The organism is Rhizobium sp. AN5, assembly GCF_900215255.1.
In the GTDB taxonomy this organism is placed as follows: Bacteria; Pseudomonadota; Alphaproteobacteria; order Rhizobiales; family Rhizobiaceae; genus Agrobacterium; species Agrobacterium tumefaciens.
Window position 1 is genome coordinate 1,894,834 of the sequence record NZ_OCMJ01000003.1, and the last position, 17,792, is coordinate 1,912,625.

16 protein-coding genes and 1 pseudogene are annotated in these 17,792 nt (G+C 54.1%); 6 read left to right on the plus strand and 11 right to left on the minus strand.

The features are described from left to right. The first annotated feature begins 193 nt into the window (after nt 1-193). On the plus strand, nt 194-1,129 hold the full coding sequence (locus CRP02_RS12135; RefSeq protein ID WP_097171219.1) for a nucleotidyltransferase and HEPN domain-containing protein: 936 nt from the start codon (nt 194-196) through the stop codon (nt 1,127-1,129). Between the two features lie 354 nt (nt 1,130-1,483). Here CRP02_RS12135 and CRP02_RS12140 read toward each other — a convergent pair whose 3' ends face one another. The 4 genes from CRP02_RS12140 to CRP02_RS12155 form a co-directional block, all read right to left on the minus strand. Further along, nucleotides 1,484-2,035: an ATP-binding protein gene (locus tag CRP02_RS12140; protein ID WP_097171220.1), complete on the minus strand. Its 552-nt coding sequence runs from the start codon at nt 2,033-2,035 to the stop codon at nt 1,484-1,486. 42 nt (nt 2,036-2,077) lie between these two features. Further along, nucleotides 2,078-3,013 carry a DUF4417 domain-containing protein gene (locus tag CRP02_RS12145; protein ID WP_097171221.1) on the minus strand — a complete coding sequence of 312 codons (936 nt, stop codon included), beginning with the start codon at nt 3,011-3,013 and terminating at the stop codon, nt 2,078-2,080. 181 nt (nt 3,014-3,194) lie between these two features. Then, complete coding sequence (locus CRP02_RS12150; protein WP_141684367.1) at nt 3,195-3,542, minus strand: hypothetical protein; 348 nt, start codon at nt 3,540-3,542, stop codon at nt 3,195-3,197. Continuing rightward, nucleotides 3,532-4,098 (minus strand): hypothetical protein, encoded by a 567-nt coding sequence (locus CRP02_RS12155; RefSeq protein WP_097171222.1) that lies wholly within the window; start codon nt 4,096-4,098, stop codon nt 3,532-3,534. The genes CRP02_RS12150 and CRP02_RS12155 overlap by 11 nt, the downstream gene beginning before the upstream one ends. 205 nt (nt 4,099-4,303) lie before the next feature. Between CRP02_RS12155 and CRP02_RS12160 the strand changes: the two genes are divergently transcribed. Further along, a complete protein-coding gene (locus CRP02_RS12160) occupies nt 4,304-5,332 on the plus strand; it encodes a putative phage abortive infection protein (protein WP_323455351.1) in 1,029 nt (342 codons plus the stop codon). Nucleotides 5,333-6,048: 716 nt separating this feature from the next. Here CRP02_RS12160 and istB read toward each other — a convergent pair. Beyond that, nucleotides 6,049-6,282 (minus strand): annotated as a pseudogene (gene istB / locus CRP02_RS27730) (IS21-like element ISRel3 family helper ATPase IstB); the annotation flags it as partial. On the opposite strand from istB, the gene CRP02_RS28060 reads away from it, so the two are divergent. Together CRP02_RS28060 and CRP02_RS12180 are read left to right on the plus strand one after the other, a co-directional pair. Continuing rightward, on the plus strand, nt 6,229-6,636 hold the full coding sequence (locus tag CRP02_RS28060; RefSeq protein ID WP_179783993.1) for a relaxase/mobilization nuclease domain-containing protein: 408 nt from the start codon (nt 6,229-6,231) through the stop codon (nt 6,634-6,636). The pseudogene istB and the gene CRP02_RS28060 overlap by 54 nt on opposite strands. A gap of 79 nt (nt 6,637-6,715) precedes the next feature. Beyond that, a complete protein-coding gene (locus tag CRP02_RS12180; RefSeq protein ID WP_323455352.1) occupies nt 6,716-7,192 on the plus strand; it encodes a hypothetical protein in 477 nt (158 codons plus the stop codon). 37 nt (nt 7,193-7,229) lie between these two features. On the opposite strand, the gene CRP02_RS12185 is transcribed toward CRP02_RS12180, so the two are convergent. Genes CRP02_RS12185 through CRP02_RS12200 form a run of 4 tightly spaced genes read right to left on the minus strand, consistent with a single transcriptional unit; the run spans nt 7,230 to nt 16,252 of the window. After that, on the minus strand, nt 7,230-9,929 hold the full coding sequence (locus tag CRP02_RS12185; RefSeq protein WP_097171225.1) for a DEAD/DEAH box helicase: 2,700 nt from the start codon (nt 9,927-9,929) through the stop codon (nt 7,230-7,232). Beyond that, on the minus strand, nt 9,926-11,563 hold the full coding sequence (locus tag CRP02_RS12190; protein WP_097171226.1) for a site-specific DNA-methyltransferase: 1,638 nt from the start codon (nt 11,561-11,563) through the stop codon (nt 9,926-9,928). The genes CRP02_RS12185 and CRP02_RS12190 overlap by 4 nt, the downstream gene beginning before the upstream one ends. Then, nucleotides 11,556-13,388 (minus strand): AIPR family protein, encoded by a 1,833-nt coding sequence (locus CRP02_RS12195; RefSeq protein ID WP_097171227.1) that lies wholly within the window; start codon nt 13,386-13,388, stop codon nt 11,556-11,558. Before CRP02_RS12195 ends, CRP02_RS12190 begins: the two co-directional genes overlap by 8 nt. Continuing rightward, nucleotides 13,388-16,252 carry an SNF2-related protein gene (locus CRP02_RS12200; RefSeq protein WP_097171228.1) on the minus strand — a complete coding sequence of 955 codons (2,865 nt, stop codon included), beginning with the start codon at nt 16,250-16,252 and terminating at the stop codon, nt 13,388-13,390. The genes CRP02_RS12195 and CRP02_RS12200 overlap by 1 nt, the downstream gene beginning before the upstream one ends. 248 nt (nt 16,253-16,500) lie before the next feature. Between CRP02_RS12200 and CRP02_RS27945 the strand changes: the two genes are divergently transcribed. Beyond that, nucleotides 16,501-16,731, plus strand: a complete 231-nt coding sequence (locus tag CRP02_RS27945) for a hypothetical protein (protein WP_323455353.1) — start codon at nt 16,501-16,503, stop codon at nt 16,729-16,731. Between the two features lie 127 nt (nt 16,732-16,858). Next, nucleotides 16,859-17,095, plus strand: a complete 237-nt coding sequence (locus CRP02_RS12210) for a hypothetical protein (RefSeq protein WP_097171229.1) — start codon at nt 16,859-16,861, stop codon at nt 17,093-17,095. 66 nt (nt 17,096-17,161) lie between these two features. Here CRP02_RS12210 and CRP02_RS27950 read toward each other — a convergent pair whose 3' ends face one another. Continuing rightward, on the minus strand, nt 17,162-17,434 hold the full coding sequence (locus tag CRP02_RS27950) for a GNAT family protein (RefSeq protein WP_323455354.1): 273 nt from the start codon (nt 17,432-17,434) through the stop codon (nt 17,162-17,164). Between the two features lie 10 nt (nt 17,435-17,444). Next, nucleotides 17,445-17,765 carry a GNAT family N-acetyltransferase gene (locus CRP02_RS27955; protein ID WP_323455355.1) on the minus strand — a complete coding sequence of 107 codons (321 nt, stop codon included), beginning with the start codon at nt 17,763-17,765 and terminating at the stop codon, nt 17,445-17,447. Nucleotides 17,766-17,792: the final 27 nt, after the last annotated feature.

Sequence of the window (17,792 nt, forward strand, 5' to 3'; positions counted from 1 at the left end):
ATCGATGGGGAGGAGATGATATCAGCATTCGGCAGCGTGTTGATCAGGCGTTCCTCTCAGCCATTTTCCGACCTCCAGAAGTCGACTGGCACTTTTGGCATTTGATGAATGTTGCGAAGCGTATAAGGTTCATGGATACCACCAGCGCGATCAGATCGGCGCAACAATCGGAAGCCAGCCAGACCCTGTTCCCATGATGAAATCCTCCCTTGATCATATCCCGCACAGAAAGCAGCGAGAGCTCGCCCGTGCGCTGGAGATCCTGCACGAGGAGTTCGAGGATGCGCTGGGTGAAGGCACCGCCGACTTCAAGAAGCGCGGACGCATTCTCAAAATCATTCTGTTCGGCTCCTATGCCCGCGGCACCTTTGTCGATGAGCCGCATACGATGAAGGGCTATCGCTCGGATTTCGATTTGCTGGTGATCGTCAACAATCGCAAGCTGACGGATCACGCGACCTACTGGTACAAGGCGGCCGACCGGATCATCCGCGACAGCTTTATCGAAACGCCGACGCAGTTCATCGTGCATTCTCTGCGCGAGGTGAACACAGAGCTTAAGAAGGGCCACTACTTCTTCTCGGATATCCGCAAGGAAGGCATCGTTCTATACGAACTGGATGACGAGCCGCTCGCTGAGCCGAAGCTGCTGACGGCTGAAGAGCGTTTGGAGGTGGCGAGGGAGCATTTTGCGGAGCGTTCGACAGCTGCAAGAGAGTTTTTGGACTGGGCAGAGTTCTCAAGTAACAGGGCTCAGATAAAGCGAGCAGCTTTCGCTTTGCACCAAGCGCTCGAGCAATCATACTCTTGTGTGTTGCTGACCCTGACCAATTATGGGCCCGCCTCTCACAACATCAAGTTCCTACGCTCTCTTGCCGAGGAACAGGATTTGCGATTGGCGGAAGCGTTTCCGCGGGATCAACATCGTCAACGAGCCTGGTTTAACAGGATCAATGAAGCCTATGTTAAGGCTCGATATTCTAAACATTTCGAGATTAGCGAAGAGGCGCTTTTCTGGCTTGGCGAGCGCACTGCGCATTTGCTCGAGCTGGTGAAGGTCGTTTGCGATGACCATATCGAAAAGCTGGAATGTGACGTTCGAATGGGCGGGAGTGAAAGCAGCAAATGACAGCAGGTGTCGAAGCGGGTTCTAATCGTTCCCCCGCAACCAGTTTCTACATAACTCACTGATCACGTCGATATAACAGCGGCTTAACCGCCAATAATCCTCACCGCCTCTGTACCTCAGGGGCGGTTTTTGCGTTTAGGTCGGGCATCAAATGTTACGTACGCGAACTACACCTCGCAGGTGACCGAACAAAAGAACCCGCTAAGCGTAGCAAGTTCGTAAGTTCGTGATACGGGAGGGCCGCCACCGACACGAACAACCTCGCGCCCGTGGTCACCGGATCGAAATCGCAAACCACTAGCGATATTGGCTAGACCAATAAACAACGGTCGAAACCCAAAGCCATGCCCATCTTCAGTGTGGTACCCTTGAAACACCCTCAGAGAGAACGAGTTCAATTGCACGTCCATGGTCGGCCAAATATGCGTAGCTCGGGCTTGATCTCAAACTGGCAAGAACGCCGATACCGTGATCAGCAACCACAAACTCAAATCTTCCTGGTTCAAGACTGAAGGCGACATAGCCGGTATCGTTTCGTTGACTGTGGTCGACCACATTGCCCCAGAGTTCCCCAATCGCTGCGACGAATTTACTACTGTGGTCGCTGGAAAAACCGGCGCTGGTACTAAGCCGCTTAAGTCGGTTGACCATGTCTGTCCAAGCGTCGGGGTTTGAAACCAACATGGCGACGGGTATGTAACCGAACGGATATGGTTCTTCGAAAAACCAGGCACTTGCCCGATGGGTAATAAAGTGACCGAAATGCCGAGGGTCCAACCACCTCGACCCGTTGCGTGCCTGCAGGTGCGCGGGGAAGATATGAATCAGCTCAAGAAATGCGCCTAAGGACCGGACAGTACACGGTGGCAGGTCCGCCACGTCAACCGCACCGTTCTGCAGGGCCAAGGAAACATCCTCGACGAAATCGTTTGTGAGCGCTTCGATGAATCACCTTTGGACTGATGCCGTATCTTGGTCATAGAAGCGACCGCGAATAAAGAGGCCCTGTTCGGTAAGGTTGTGCTCCAGCATCTCATCGACTTCGTCGGAAAGTCTTGTTTCGGTCGCTATCCAGTCAAGCTTGGAGTTACTGCCACGAGTTGCGCGCTGACGCTTGATAGTTTTCATGTAACCCATCGTGTCGATGTAGATCACATTCCGGAAGTCCTGCAAAAGCGAGGGTATGACATTGGGATCGCCGCGCAGAACAATATCAAGCGGCCGGCCGGCTCCCTGGGCAATCTTTCGCAGTCCGTCAATGTGGAATTGCCTGCGCGCTTTTTTTCCGGCACCTGTGATGAATTCGTAGGAGACGACGGCGATCTCGGTCCGTTGCCTGACGAAATCCGCCCAGCGATCAAAGTCTTTCAATGTTCGCGAATTGACGTGGAGCGCGCATGCAAGCCCGTGCTGTTCAAACTCACTCCACACGATTGCAATGCGTTTCATCGCGTGTAAGTCGTCCGTCCTCGGCCTGTCTAGCAGGAGGCTGAAGTTCGGCGCGGTAATCAGTTGGATGTCTAAATCACGAAGCTGCTGAAGGACATGCGAGCGACGACTTTGCAACGTCCACCAGGGTTCGATGCGCTCGTCGTGGTCCACGCCGCTCAGGATTATATCAGCCGATGGGTCGATCTTGAATGCTTCGCATAGCAGATCACGGGAGGTATAACGAACCTCACCACGTGCAAAGTCGATTACATCGTGGAGCCTCAGAGCAAATGCTGCCCCGGTAACGGCGCGCGCGCGGCTGGTTTTATGGTAGATCAATGGGACGATGTCATGCCCAAGTTGACGGTAATTTCCCACAACGTGGGGGACGTTTGAAAGATCGAAGCCGAGGACCTCACGCTTTTGATCAACGTACTGGAGCGGATTCTTCATGCAAACATTGGTGCACTTGCCCGGCTTGCCGCAACAGAGATCTAGGCAGTCCCATATAGAATCCCGGACCGAGAGCCCCCGCACCACTCAAAAGATGCGCAGTCTCCGCATCCCAAAGCGAGCGAATAGGCATATGGATCGTCTGTAAGTGCGCGCACCAGCACTTCGTTGCTACGAGGATCTAGCAAAGAGACACCTCCGCTTTGCCTGACAGCTTCATTACCCGCCGTACGACACCGCCGGCGGTGCCTCCGCTGTTGGAAAGGTTGGTAAGGACTTCCGAGTTTGGATTTTCATAGGTGCCGATGACATTGTTGTCGCGACGAGCGGTAATCTTGGCTTTGCTCAACTCGATTATTAACCTATCGCCTTCATTGACGACTGCGCCCTGCTGAAGCGAAATCAAGGCGCAGCGAGGTTGGTCGGTGGGCTTTTGTGTAAACAGGTCTGGCGTCGCGAGTTCGACGCGCATTCTGTCTATGTATTTTCGGATTGTTGTTCGAGTTCGCGCAAGAAATTCAATTCCCATAAGCACCCTCCGGTAACAAAGGTCGGTAGAATTTCGATCTACCTTTGGTGTATTCACGAATGATTCCACGCGAGGCCAAGCCGGCCAGGCGATTATTCCATGCCGTTGTACTCGTGGTCTTTTCAGCAGCGCCAAACTTTTCCATCAACAAATTGGCGTCGACCTCGTTGAACTTCAATACGAGTTCGAAGGTCATTTTTTGCTTCGGATCAAGATCGCCAATCAACTCCACCCGCGTTGCGATGTCGGCATCTGTAAGATCGCAAGTTACGATCACGTCGTTTTTGGCATTCGCTATCACCGACAACTCGTCCCATACATCTGCATTCGCATTCGCAATGACGGGATAATACGGCGAGCCTTTTGATCGCAGGTAGGCTTTGAGCGTGAAGACAGACTCACGGAGATAGCTTGCGGTCGCGACATCGATGCTACCGAAGTCCAGAAACAGCGGTTGCGGCCCGGTGGCCGTTTCAGGGATAGTTTTGATCAGCTCGGCAAAAGCAATCTTTCCGTTTACGGCGCCGGCTAAAACAGCATTATCGGAAATCTGCATAAACGAAATTCTCACAAGGCTCATCCTTCTCACATGGTGTGAGTGAGACATAAGATCTGTTGGCTGGTCCGTCAAGTGCGCCGAGGCGATTGGTCCCCTTGGACTTCTTCGATGATAGCCCGCCGGAAACCCATCCACGTGGACACCAAGAGTAAACTTCTGAATGGCATCATCGCGAGGGAGTCTTTTATGAGGATTGGATTGCTTGTTGGGAAATTCAAGATTGGCGGTAAGGCGAAAGTTTGACCAATTTATTGGAGTAGAGAAGGAAGAAGACAGCAGCTCAGGCCTGTTTTATCTCTTCATTTTTGCAGCATTTATTACAATAGTTGTATTCTGCATCGCGATTATATGGAGATGCTACGTCGGTGATATGGGACCTTTCGGGGACTTTGTAGGTGGGACCCTCAATCCGATTCTTACCTTCCTAACGTTTATGGGCCTCCTGCTCACTATAGTGATTCAGAAGGCCGAACTGCGGGACACGAGGGTGGAGCTTGCGAGATCCGCTACGGCTTTGGAAAGCCAAATCAAATCCACTGACCGGCAGAATTTTGAGTCCACGTTTTTCCAGATGCTCACGTTACACAATACCATCGTGAATTCGATTGACCTCTACTACAGTGGTCGCGAGCGCATCCCGGGCTTGGACGTTGAAAAGGAGCCGCGAGAAACGAAGGGACGCGATTGCTTCAAGCAATTTTTCCAGAATTTTGAGGACGAGTACGAAAAACTCAATGACCTTCCGGAAAGAGAACGTTTCCAAGCGGCTTACGACGCATTCTGGGAAAAGCGCCAACAGGATCTCGCCCACTATTACCGCTACCTCTACAGCGTGTTTCGTTTTGTACACGAGTCCAAGGGCATTGAAGACCGGGGCCCTTACGTGAAGCTTCTGAGGGCGCAGCTTTCGGATTACGAACTAGTGATGCTGTTTTATACTGCCCTCAACAAGCATGGCATCAACTACTGGCTCTACATCCACGAATACCAGCTTTTCGACAACCTCCTGAAGGGAATGCTAATTGAGGAAAACCATGCCGACTACTACTCCGACAGGTCGTTTGGGGAGCCGAAGCGGCTACCGCCCAAGGAGTGGCCCCCGTCAACGCTCGCCTTTCGATACGATGCCGATGGGGAGAGCAGAAGGAATCGCGCCGCTGCAGGCCTCCCAGAGGTCGAGGATAAAACTTCTGATGAACTCCTGAACGAGGAGCTTGTGCGCTATCGCTGAAGTTGGCGGCGGTGTGAAATGCTTTCGTCAATCGGTGTTCACCTCGCCGAATTTGCACATGCAAATGAGTCCACCATTATCGTGAGCCAGATGCGTCAGTCTCCGATTAAGCATCGGCCTCGCCTAGCCGCGCTCGGAGCAATGGATTGGGTGGCGATGCCGGCTCTGGCACCATGTTTCGATGTGAACCGCCCTCTCGGTGTCAGATACAGCAAAGCTGCCATGGGACCGAGCAACCCCACGGAATATTCGAACTCCGTGCTGAGGCTGGACAACTATCAGGACGGAAAAATCAGAGGCGAGTTGGCGAGGGGAAGTAAGGCGAGGGGAAGTAAGGCAAGATAAAGCGAACCTGGGTTCGCCCGAGCTGCGCTCGTAAGTGATTGTCTGCACATTGTTTTCCAGCCGGAAAACGAGGAAGCGTCGCGATCCGCGATGTGAGGCGAACTTTAGATCCGACTGATTTTCTTTGTGACCTGTGATGATGGCGGCCACCTGCCGCGAGGTGCGCTACGCTGATCTACGTGCTTCCAAGTCTTTTTACGCCGGCCTGCGATGGCGGCAAATTCGTTCTTGTCAGGCCGAGGATGAGTGTCGAACCTGCCGATATGGCAGACCGTGACGACGACAGTTTCCGCATCAAACCGGGCCGGCCGAAGAGCAGGTGTCAATACCGCGTGAATTTTCCCCAGAAGTGCCGAAGTAAAATTCCCCACTTATGCCGACGCGGATGCCAGGGAGAACTGAGGATTTTTCGGCGGCCGTCCGCGCGGCTTTTGAGGTGGAGTGAATGCCGGCGGAGCAATGAGGGCTTTGGAGCGCACATGCTCTGGCATCAGTTCGGCATGCTGGCGTAATCGGTAACTGGATCCCTCGATTTGCACGACGACGGCGTGATGCAGCAGTCTGTCGAGAAGTGCGGTGGCGACAACTGGATCGCCGAAGACGTCAAGCTCGGGCCTCAACGGGGTCAGTCGCGCGGCTCGAAATTCCGGGCGGCGACGGCCAGGTCAGTCGATGCGCATCTGTGCTATCTGGAGCGCGATGGAGTCACCAAGGATGGCGCGAAGGGCCGGGTCTATTCGGCATTCGAGGATGAGGCCGACGGCAAGGCGTTCGTCGAGCGCGGACGCGATGACCGGCATCAGTTCCGGTTCATCGTTGCACCTGAAGATGCCGCCGACATGGCGGATATGCGTTCTTTCACCCGCGATCTCATGAAGCAGATGGAAAGCGATCTGGATACCCGACTGGATTGGGTTGCTTTCCACGTCGGCGGCGTGGCTGGCAGTGCAGATTGGTGATGTGAATGCGGCGCATTATATCGAATACGGTCGAGCTGACGGTGGCGATCCAACGCTAATGTTGTGGCGGGAGTGGAGGGTGGCTCATGATCAGTTCGAGAAGTTCTGCCGCAGACAGCAGCGGCTTGAAACTGCTCTGATCGCGGCTATCGGGTTCCCCCAGGTTCATATTGCCGTGCCCGATGAGTATAGCGTGGTCTCGGCTTTCACATTGGAGGAGATCGATCGCCAATTTGGCGATGCGACGGAAAACGCCGAAGCAAAGTGTTCGGCGAAGGCAGTTCTTGCGGAGCGGCAAGCCGCTTGGGATGCACTGGACGAGCGGATGGGATACAGCCTCGCCAAGCAGGCGGAGCATGAAGCGTTTGCGATGCAGGCCGAACGTTTGAATGACCTTTTCGCGCAACCCGCCAAGTCTGTTGCTGGAGCTGCCGCAAAACTGCATGCTGTTCTTGCCATGGGAGAAGACAGTCCTGCCGATGAATTTCCATGGCCGCAAATTCGGGCTGCGATGACGGACCTGCTCAGTCTCGGCAGCAGACCTTCCCGTATTTGATCTGGCTCAGGCTTGCGGTCACGCTGCAAATGACCGCTCAGTTGCATACATAGGATTTCAGCAGGAAGTCCAGTTCCATATTGTCCGCAATCTGGTCATGCGGGATGAGGGCGTAACGCCAAGGTTTTCCGCCACTCTGCCGAGCGTGTTCACTCGCCCACTTGCACCAATTAACTGCCACATCGCGCTTCGCGAGCACATCCGTATCGTTCATTTGTGTGGCCATCTTCGGCTCAAGCATCAAAATCTCATCCGCTGTCTCCGCAACGAAGTCGGGACGATATTCCAGATGGTCGCTGCCCTTGCGATAGAACATCTGGAACTGACCTTTCGCCGGTCGAAACCATTTTTCAGCTTCTCGCTCCAATATGACGGCCAGCTTGCGTTCTGAGTCTGAATCAAACCGTACGACGTTAGTCAGGCATTTGGTGAACCCGCCAAATAGGTATCGCGCCATGTTGCTCTTATCGGCCGGCGGGCAGCGATATTCGAGTGGTTCGCCGCGCTCGGCGGAATGGGCGCTCTGCTTGATCTCTGTGAAGCCGCTGGTCACCACATGGTGATACTCGACGGTGTCGTCCATCCAGAAGTGATTCAGCATTTGGGCATGGATAGCTCGTGCGATGTTGGGTTGCTCCAACTGCAACAGGCGTAGAGTGTCCTCTGCCGAAAGGTAGGAATGAAAATGCCGCACGACCTGACCGGCCAAGTCGTAAAGAAGGTCCGCATTGTCGTCATAGGACACATCGGGAAAATCTATCAGGCCGCTTACGACATAGTCATCCGGGCGCTTCTCGAGGAAATTACCTTGCGACATGCCGATGGAATGCCCCTCGTTTCGTCCTAGATACTGTGCCCACAGCGTTTCCTCGGGCGCGGCATAGGTCATGCTGCTTAGGTCGAGGGTGAACGGCCTGAATCCTGCTCTGACTTCTCCCTTGGGTGACACCGAAATGCGCGGAATGTTGATCGTTTGCTCAACTACGAGTGCGGCGGTTTTCGCAATCACCTTGGCGAAATCGGGGGGCGGCGGTGCGATGCCATCCAGTTCCATTTGCTGCGGCCGGTACTGGTTCTGGACCTCTCGGACGAGCTGTGCCTGTACCTCCGGCCGCGAGATGTAGCTAATGTCTGGAACCGTATCCGGCGAACGGGACAGCTTCCGTATTGCCTCATAAGCGAGCCGGGCGACCTTTTCAGCCTCAGGATTGTCGAAGGCTCGCGGTGGCGGCGGCCCCGCATATTTCGAGCCTTCCTCGCTCTGGTCCGTTTTTATGCCAAGGCTTCCCAAGATCGTCGGCGCTGCTACCACTGTAACGGTCCTACGCTCCAAGAGCTCTTCGTCCAGCACAAGCGCTTTCAGCCGGATCGGAGAGTTAGGATTGTTCGCCTCGTCCACGATCTCTTGAAAGCGGTCGTGCGCGACGATGTTGAGACGATCCACGGCGGCAACGCCGGTGCGCTTACCATATGGCAGACGGAGGCCGCGCCCGATGCTCTGTTGGATCAGCGTCCGGGCATTGGCGGCGCGCAAAGGTACGATTGTATAAAGGTTGGTGACATCCCAACCTTCTTTAAGCATGTTGACGTGGATAACGATTTCGACCGGATTGTCGGCATGTTCGACCGTCAGTAGCCGTTCAACCGTCTCCTCTTCCTTGACGGTGGAATCGACTTGAATGACCTTGTTGGCATAGCGTGCCTTGAAGAACCGCTCCGACTGGATTAGCCGCATGAGTTCAGCCGCATGGGTCGTATCGCGGGCGATCACAAGGACGAAGGGCTTGACGATCTTCACACCATTTTCGCGCGCGTAGGTTTCCAGTTCCACCTTCACGCTTTCATGCAGCCGGATACCGTCCTCCAGCTTCATTTGCTGGATCGCTTCAGGAGACTTGTCCGCCGCGATAAAGTTCTTCCGGGTGACGACGGCGGGGTCTTTTACGAATCCGTCATCCATCGCGCGAGCGAGTGGATAATCGAAAACGACATTGCGGAATGCTACCGGCCCCTTGCTGCCCTCGACAAAAGGCGTAGCAGTAAGTTCTACACCGAGCACTGGCTTCAATTCATTGATCGCCCGCATCCCCGCCGTTGCGCGGTAACGGTGCGATTCATCCATCAGCATCACAAGGTCGTGCTGCTTGGACAGATAGTCGAAATAGCTGTCCCCCAACTCTTCCTTGAAGGACCGGATGCGCATCTGCTTGCCGCCGCGCACTTCGGATGTAATTTTAGAAATATTAAAAATATTGATCTTGCACCGCAGCACATCGTCAAGCAGAGCGCCCCGGCTTTCGTAGTTATCTCCAGTAATGACTTCTGGTGTCAGTACGGCAAATTCATTGATTCCCTTGAATACATACTTATCCGTGTTCGCGGTAAAATCCTGAATGAGCTTCTGATATATTGTCAGGTTAGGCGCGAGCACGAAGAAGTTATTGATGTCGTGTGCTATGTGCAGATAGGCGATGAAAGCGCCCATCAAGCGGGTTTTACCTACCCCCGTCGCCAGCGCGAAACAGAGCGAGGGGAACTCCCGCTCGAAGTCAGTGACGCCGGGATATTCACTTCGGATTATGCCGAGCGCAGCAGCCAAATCGATGTTGCCGCGCAGCGGTACGATTTCGGTAATCCTATCCAGGATTGCCAAACTATCACGCTGTGGTGCGCGCAGGCTGAGGCGGCCCGAAATCGCGTTGACGTGCCGCTGATTCGAGATCGGGGTCTTGCTCATGCGTCTCGCTCCCCGTCAAACAGGCTGCGTTGTGCTGGCTGCGGCCGCGCGGGTTCAACCTCTGCCATTGGGAGGTCTGCGACATTTAGCGAATAGCTGTCTTTCCCCCACTCGCACTTGCTCCGGATGTGGTTGGGGATTTTACGCAGAGTCAAGTTGCTGAACTGGTTCGCATTGCCACGCCATGCCGCGCAGAGGACGAGGAGCGAACGCCCTTCGCCAACATCATCTGATAGCGCGGCGAGTTCTTCCGGTCCCAACGTTTGCGTGGTGACATAGAGAAAGTCAGTTTCAGAGGAATGTCCCTGTTGCCACCAAATATCGGCACTGGGAGCATAGGTAAACCCTTCCAGCTTGCAGAGCGCTTGCGCGAGCATTGCCGCATCATATTTGTGCGAAATGACCTCGCGACCCCACTTGTCCTTTTCTAGTAGCGATGAGGCAAGGTTATAATAGCGAAAGCCTCCGCCGCCCTTCCAATCGACTGTCCTGCTGATGCCGCCTTGATCGCTGCCATCAATCACCTTTTGCAAGCGCGGCACAATATGCGTTGTGCAGTGATTGCCCAACTCCACCATGATCCACCGCCGTCCCATCTTGTGGGCAACTGCGCCGGTAGTGCCAGAGCCCGCGAAGGAATCTAAAATGAGATCGCCTGGGCTGGTTGCGATGGCCACGACTCGCTGGAGCAGGCGCTCTGGCTTTGGTGTTCCAAAGACATTGGCACCAAATAGCTCTTTACTCTCCTTTTTAGCTTCGTCGTTGTGTCCCGCATCCTTAAAATCCCACCACGTTGTCGCGGGTATAGTATCGCTAACATCACTTATGAAGCGCTTAATCGCGGGACGTGCGTCGCCATTAACTCCAAACCACACCCGATTATCTTCAATCAGTTCGGCAAATTTTTCTTTCGTATACCGCCAACTTGTACCAGCAGACGGCCAGACTTCACGCCCAGAGGGGGTTGTGATTGGGAAAACAGCATAGTCGCGTACCTCATTCCGCAGCACGTCGCCGGCTTTCCATGGCCCTCTCGGATCGTTGTCCCGATTTGTATAGCGTCCTGTCTGTGTTTCGGTTTTTTCTAGGCGATTTAATCGAACCAGATCAATGTTCTTAGAGTAAACCAGCACAAAATCATGTGAGCTGGACAAGAGTTTAGAGTCTGATTTCGGAGCGTACTTTTTTTGCCAAACAACAGATGTGACAAAATTTCCACGTCCAAAAATTTCGTCGCACATGACTTTGAAATAATGGGCTTCGTTATCATCAAGCGTGACCCAAAGAGAACCATCGTCGGACAGCAAACGGCGGATAATCTCCAGCCGATCGCGCATCAGACCCAGCCAGATCGAATGCTCCAGCCCGTCATCATAATGGGTGAATGCACTGCCTGTATTGTAGGGCGGATCAATGAAAACGCACTTCACCTTACCCGTATACTCTGCCTCTAGAGCCTTGAGCGCGAGCAGATTGTCGCCGTGGATCAGCACATTTTCGAAGATGTCATTGTCGGTGACCCGCTTGGTCGCGTGATAACTCTTCGTTGGGTCCTCAATAATGATGCGGGGCTCCAGCCGAGGCCGGTTCTCCTTTCCTACCCAAGTCAGTTCAAGCTTCTGTTTCTTAGACATTATCACCCCGTGGCGCGGCCATTGCAGGCGCTGCTTGATTCTGCGGATTCCAGAGTTCGGCTTTTAACGCGGCGAAGAGATTTCGGCAGTCGCCTTGTGTCTTGAATACCGATTGAAAATCGCGCGGCGACTGGAGAATTTGCTGCCCACCTACATCGGCATAGGCCGCGAAACCCTTTCCCACTGCGATTGCGAGCAACTTTTCGGCATAATCGGGAACAGCCGCGGCGATGGCGGCAGCTTCGTCGTCAGTTAGCCCCAACGCTTCGCCATCTTGCGGTTTCAGCCGGATGTATACGGCTGCCAGAACGGCCCATCTGGCATGTGTGTAGAACGACTTCGTAACCCCGGTGCTGGCTCGCGCACTTTCTGCCATGCCCAGCAACACGATACGCTGTGCCTGTACGGCCCGCCACGCGGTTCGTGCCGAAAGGCCCTGCGGAAAAACACGCTCGTGACGACTTGGGCATAGTAGATCATTCGGATAGACGACGTCGAGCGACAGAAGAGAGGACCGGTTTGCCGCAACGCGAGTTACAAGGTCGCAATCGCCTGTATTACCCAGACAGGCGCAAGCCGTCAGGGCTTCGTCAATAGTGAAGTTCCTAGCATCGTTGGCGGGAGTGTCTTCATCGAGCCGGTAGTGATAATCGATCCCATGCGGTTGCAACGTCGCCGCAATCTGACCGTGCAGAGGGTAGGCTGCGGCAAAGTCCTTGAGCACCACCGTGTTTTGAAAATTCGCCGTCCGAGAAATCCTGTCAGCAAAAGCTCGGTCGTCCTCGCACTTCTCAAGCGAAACGATCTTGATGAAGGCAAAGCCCTGCGGGGGAGCTTCAGCGGCTGGCACCGCAACGCATTTGGCGATCGACCCCAAGGTCTGTGCTCCATTGATGATCGCGAATCCCTTTGCCGTGATCCGTTTTCTTTCAGCATTGGCACGGTCAAGGTTATGCAGCTCCAGCCGATCGCAATAGGCGGTCAGGCCGTTATTGAGATAGTGGAACAAGCCCGCCTCGTCAGTGAGCGTCTTTTGGATGTCCTCATTTACATCGGTGCTACCCTTGAACCCTCGGATGTTGGCGCGCACCAGGCGCGCGCCATGTTCATCATGGAGCACCTTCAGCCGCTCGAGCGGGATAAGGCCGTAAATGGTTTCATAAGGTGCGGTGACATAGCCGGGCCGTATGATTTCAAGTTCGACGGTTTCAATACCCGGAGCCGCATCACCACCACTAACCCAATCATTCAGTGTGGTCAGGTTGACAGCTTGGAACCCGAAATAACCATCGGCTTGATCCAGCGATAATTTGACGCGGAGCGCTTCAAAAAGGTGCTTGCGGTCTTCGGAAATAAACGACAACCCGGAATAACAAAGGACCGATCGAACCTGCGTCGATGGGTTTTTTAACGCGGCTTCGAGCTGCGGCAGCAGGGCAACAATTTTTGCATTCTGCACGAATGCATCAAAACGTGCTTCGAGCAGGTTCTCGATACCGATCTTGAATTTGGTTACCTCTCCAAGGTCGGGCTCTCCCGATCCCGCGTGAATGTACTTAGATTGCGAGAGCCAAAGCGTATTGGTGACGGGAGAAAAATAGATGCCATCGATACCGCCGTCTCCGCCACCATCAACAATGCCGTTCGCAGCGTCCTCAATCGACGCGCCGCCTAGCTTGTGAAGAGCGTAAGCCGACAGCGCACGGCTCAGAAAGTCCCTTTCCTTCTGGTCCGGGTCACCAATGGCGCCCGGAGGAACACGCCCGTCAAATAGTTCGTGTAGCTTCGGAGGGAGAGCCAATATCTCAACGGGGCGCGTCACCATCAGACAACGCTCCAGCGGATGATGAACAGATCTTCCCCTAAGATGTTCTGCTCAAGCCGGCCTTCGATGCTGGCGATCAGTTCCGATCGTTGTTCGTCAATTTTGTCCTGCGCATCGAATAATGATCTCCGCTTGGTGTTGCGCTCAGTTTCCAGCACCCTGACCGCCTTCTGACCCGCAAGTTTCTCCTCCAAGGTAAGAGCAGCAGTCGCCGCGCGGCGCGCCTCCTTAATCTGGCGGTCAATCTCCTTAATTTCCCGCTCCAGTCCAACTTTCAAATCGTCTGCCCAACCATCCAGTTTGTTCGCCTCTTCCTCGAAAAAACGGGCATTACGTTCCGAAATAGTTCGGCGGATGCGCGTTTGCTGATCGGTGACGGACTGAGAGAGCGTCTCAGCAATACGCGAGGGCAACGCTACCTTTGCACCTACATGGCCGCCGATCGTCATCATGCGGCTTGTAGCTTCGTCCGAAAGTAATGATCCGTTATCCGCGATGCCAGCAAGCAGCAGGTAGTCTTCACTCTGACCCAGCGCCTCAACTGTAAAGAGCTTGGCTTGCAGCCACCCGGATTGCCCTTTGAAAGGCTCGATTTGCGATACGCGACCTTCATGGTTGGTCAGGTCTAATGTTAGTTCTGCGATGTCCAGTTCTCGAGTTCTGGCACGCGAAACGATAGCCTCTCCGAGCGGATGATTGACACGAAAGAGGTGCGCCTCACCGGTCCGCCGTGGTAGCTCATACAGGCCAGTAGGAATTACAGCCCCGTTGACCCAATCTGGCAAGGCATTGAGACGAAAACTGGAACCATCGATAAACCGTGCGTATTCTCCCAGTTCCTGTTGAGCGAGCCTTATCAGGTTTTGCTCGAACTGGTTCAGATACACCTTTGTGTCGGCGTCGCGGATTTTAAGCTTGTCGCGAACTTCATCATCGAAGTTTTCCATAAGCTTGCGCCGAGCGGACGTCATCTGCTCGTTAATTTCAAGGCTCAACTCACGTTGAAGACTGTCAAAGGCGACCTTAATCTCACTCTTTTTTCGGCATCGCTGATAAATTTCAGCAATACGTTTTTCGAAGTCCACGCCAGACTCGATCGCGCCGAGAACTTCATCACTTGCGCCGAATACGCCCTCAAAAAGCTGAAATTTCTCCGAGAGCAATTGAAAAACGCGCTGGTCAGCTTCGTTTTTCTGGTTCAGGAAATTGACGACTACCACGTCATGCTTTTGACCGTAGCGATGGCAGCGACCGATACGCTGTTCGATGCGCTGAGGATTCCACGGCAAGTCATAGTTTACGACCATCGAGCAGAATTGCAGGTTGATGCCTTCCGCCCCTGCTTCGGTGGCGATCATGATGCGTCCTTCCTCGCGGAAATAGTCCACAAGCGCGGATCGCATGTCAGCCGTTTTTGAGTTTGTTATTCGATCGGATCCGGCGTGCCGATCCAGCCAAATGCGGTAAATCTGCTGCGATCTAGGGTCGGTGTTCGACCCGTTGAACAGGACGATCCCATCCGCGTAAGGGCTTTCGGCCAGCAAGCGCAGAAGATAAGATTGTGTCTTGCGCGATTCCGTAAAGATGATCGCCTTTTGTTCCGCACCTAATTCTGTCGCCTTCGCAAAACCGACCTCAAGTGCCTTAAGCAAAGCAAGGCCTTTGGCGTTCTGCGTTATCGAGGTTGCAAGCTCAGCGAACCTTTGAAGGTCGTTTATCTCCGAGGCCAGCGCGCTTTGCTCAGCTTCTGACATCGGCTCAACTTCATCGTCAGGCCATTCCTCAGCTGTCTCATCCAGCGCCTCATAGTCCTCATCCAGCTCGTCAACCAGCGATGAGGTGAGTTGGCTATGATCGAGCTTCTTTTGCAGGCGAGCAGACATTGAGGTAAGCGCGCCCGCAATCGCGAACGTAGATGATGCTAACAGCTTGCGGAGGACGAGAGTCATGAGCGAACGCTGACTTGGCGGGAGCGCTTGGAGGTTCGGCCTGTCGAGATAGCCGGTGACCACATCATATAGGCGGTCTTCTGCTTCGCTAGGATCGAACTCCTCCAAGATCGCGTGCCGCTTTGTGTACGGCACATAAGCGGTCACCTGACGCCGCAAAGTGCGATGACAAATCGGCTTAAGCCGTTCGCGCAGGACCTCGAAGGCGCGTTCCTGCGACAGATTGGCGAACTGCTCGCGAAAGCTCTTGAGATCGCCGAACGTGTGCTCGTCGATAAAGCTCACGAGCCCATACAGTTCGAGCAATGAATTCTGCAATGGCGTCGCAGTTAGCAATAGCTTGTGTCGGTCGGCCAGGGCACCCTTGAGGATGTTAGCAATGATATTGGAGGGTTTATAGACGTTTCTAAGACGATGCGCTTCATCCATCACGACCAAGTCCCAAGGCGTCGCCTTGACATCCTGTTCCTTGTTTCGTGCAAACTGATAGGAGCAGATCATTATTCTGTCGGAATGATCGAATGGTCGCAAATCGCCAGATTTTACTGCAGCGTTGAAGGACCTCGACTCAATGATCGCGCATGGCAGAAAAAACTTCTCGCTGAGCTCTTGGTGCCATTGCTTGCGAAGGTTTGACGGTGCGACGATCAGAATTCGGCGCTTTCCTTCTGCCCAGCGTTGGGAGATGACGAGGCCCGCCTCGATTGTTTTCCCGAGCCCGACCTCATCGGCCAAGAGAGCACCGCGTGACAGTGGAGAGGAGAACGCGAAGAGCGCCGCATCCACCTGATGCGGGTTCATATCAACCTGCGCACCAGCGACCGCGATCGCTAGCTTTTCAGCGCTGTCCGCCGATCGCCGCCTGACGAGATCAGTCGCCAGATATTTCGCATGGTATTCAGTGAGTCTCTCCATACCAGATGGTTACCCTCTGGCGCGGCACGGGTAAAGCAGCCCGAAAAGCAAAATGTTCGATAAGCGTTTCGAATAGACGCACGTCGGTAGAACAAGATCTTCTCGAGAGCCATAAACGAACAACGGATTTCGGCAGTATCGCAGGTACGAGCGACCAAAATGTCGCCGCGGCTGACGAAGTCACTAGTTACCCAAATGTCGGCTTACCAACTTACGATCCTCCATCCAGATAGGAAGGAAACTGTCCCATGTCGGCCATTTCCAATTGCTGTACGCAACGACATCTTGTAGCGCGCAACCGTAGAAGATCAGTCGTTGCCGGCGTGACTGGCGACACCGCAGTCGCCAAGATCATGACCGTTCCGAAATCTACGGTCGGCAATGGGGTCGCGCGGCTGGACGACGAGGATATCGTGCGGCTCAATCAGGCGGTTCTTGTGTTCCTCGGACTAGCTCTTTCACCGAGGACGAAGACGTAGCAGCCGAAGATTTTCGCCGTCCCTTCGACGCTTCGCGACACCCTACGATAGGCCGTGAATTCCTGCTTTTCCTGGCCCTGTGTCTGGTTCTTACATGGTCTTTCCATCCGGGAAAGGCAGGTCGAACATGGACGGAAATAAGAAAGGGCAGGGCGCCGCAAACGATAATGCAAGCCCTGTGGGCGGGGCGAACGGCAGTGTCGAAGAACCGCGTCGCGCCACCGGTGAAGATCTCGAACGGGTCGTCCTCGACATTGCCCGGATGATCGGACGACAGATGGCGAGGGCAGACCATGCGGCGCGGGTGGCGGCCAACGACAATTGCGACAACTGCGCGGGCAGGGACGAACCCGAGGCGGAATAGTCTCGCTGTCACCGTCTGTAATAGCGGGATTATGAGGAAGTTGGACGCCCCGTGATTTCACTGTAGTTAACGTACCTTGGAATACAGGAAGGCGTCTCGCGGCATATTCGAAATATTCGGGTGAAAAAGGTACCGTTGAAGCACGGCCTCCTTTGTCATCCCTGCTTTTTCCATCACTCGTGCTGACGCTGTGTTCAGAACGTCGCAGGATGCTTCGGTGCGAAAGATGCGCGGATGCGATAGCGCGTGTTCTACAGCGAGTTGAACGACCTCGCTTGCAACACCCCGGCCCCACCAGTTTCTTCGGACAAGCCACCCGTAAGAGACCTTGTGGCCCATCGGACGTGCATCAATACGGCCGATTTAGTTCATGTGGCCGTTCGCGATGGCAGATGACAGCTGGAAACGATGTACCTGCATTCCACGCACTATAATTTTCTTCAATCGCCTGCTGTGTCTGGCCAAGCTCGGAGTGGGGTTTCCACGTCAGGTACTTCGTCACCTCGGGATCGGTGTTCCACCCTTCGAAAATAGCTTCAGCGTCTGTGGGTACGATGCGTCTAACGAGAAACCGAGTGGTAAAAAACTCTTCGGGAAGTCTGTATTTGTCCGCCACTAAAAATTGCCCTATGTTATCGTTTAGTTTGCACAGAAAATATGGTCCAAACACGTGAGATCAATGACCGTCTTTGGCGTA

Excerpts from the sequence above, each read along its gene's own strand:
- CRP02_RS12135 (WP_097171219.1), top strand. The coding sequence starts at position 194 with ATGATGAAATCCTCCCTTGATCATATCCCGCACAGAAAGCAGCGAGAG.
- CRP02_RS12145 (WP_097171221.1), bottom strand. The coding sequence starts at position 3,013 with ATGAAGAATCCGCTCCAGTACGTTGATCAAAAGCGTGAGGTCCTCGGC.
- CRP02_RS12150 (WP_141684367.1), bottom strand. The coding sequence starts at position 3,542 with ATGGGAATTGAATTTCTTGCGCGAACTCGAACAACAATCCGAAAATAC.
- CRP02_RS12155 (WP_097171222.1), bottom strand. The coding sequence starts at position 4,098 with ATGCAGATTTCCGATAATGCTGTTTTAGCCGGCGCCGTAAACGGAAAG.
- CRP02_RS28060 (WP_179783993.1), top strand. The coding sequence starts at position 6,229 with ATGCAGCAGTCTGTCGAGAAGTGCGGTGGCGACAACTGGATCGCCGAA.
- CRP02_RS12185 (WP_097171225.1), bottom strand. The coding sequence starts at position 9,929 with ATGAGCAAGACCCCGATCTCGAATCAGCGGCACGTCAACGCGATTTCG.
- CRP02_RS12190 (WP_097171226.1), bottom strand. The coding sequence starts at position 11,563 with ATGTCTAAGAAACAGAAGCTTGAACTGACTTGGGTAGGAAAGGAGAAC.
- CRP02_RS12195 (WP_097171227.1), bottom strand. The coding sequence starts at position 13,388 with ATGGTGACGCGCCCCGTTGAGATATTGGCTCTCCCTCCGAAGCTACAC.
- CRP02_RS12200 (WP_097171228.1), bottom strand. The coding sequence starts at position 16,252 with ATGGAGAGACTCACTGAATACCATGCGAAATATCTGGCGACTGATCTC.
- CRP02_RS27945 (WP_323455353.1), top strand. The coding sequence starts at position 16,501 with ATGTCGGCCATTTCCAATTGCTGTACGCAACGACATCTTGTAGCGCGC.
- CRP02_RS12210 (WP_097171229.1), top strand. The coding sequence starts at position 16,859 with ATGGACGGAAATAAGAAAGGGCAGGGCGCCGCAAACGATAATGCAAGC.
- CRP02_RS27950 (WP_323455354.1), bottom strand. The coding sequence starts at position 17,434 with ATGGGCCACAAGGTCTCTTACGGGTGGCTTGTCCGAAGAAACTGGTGG.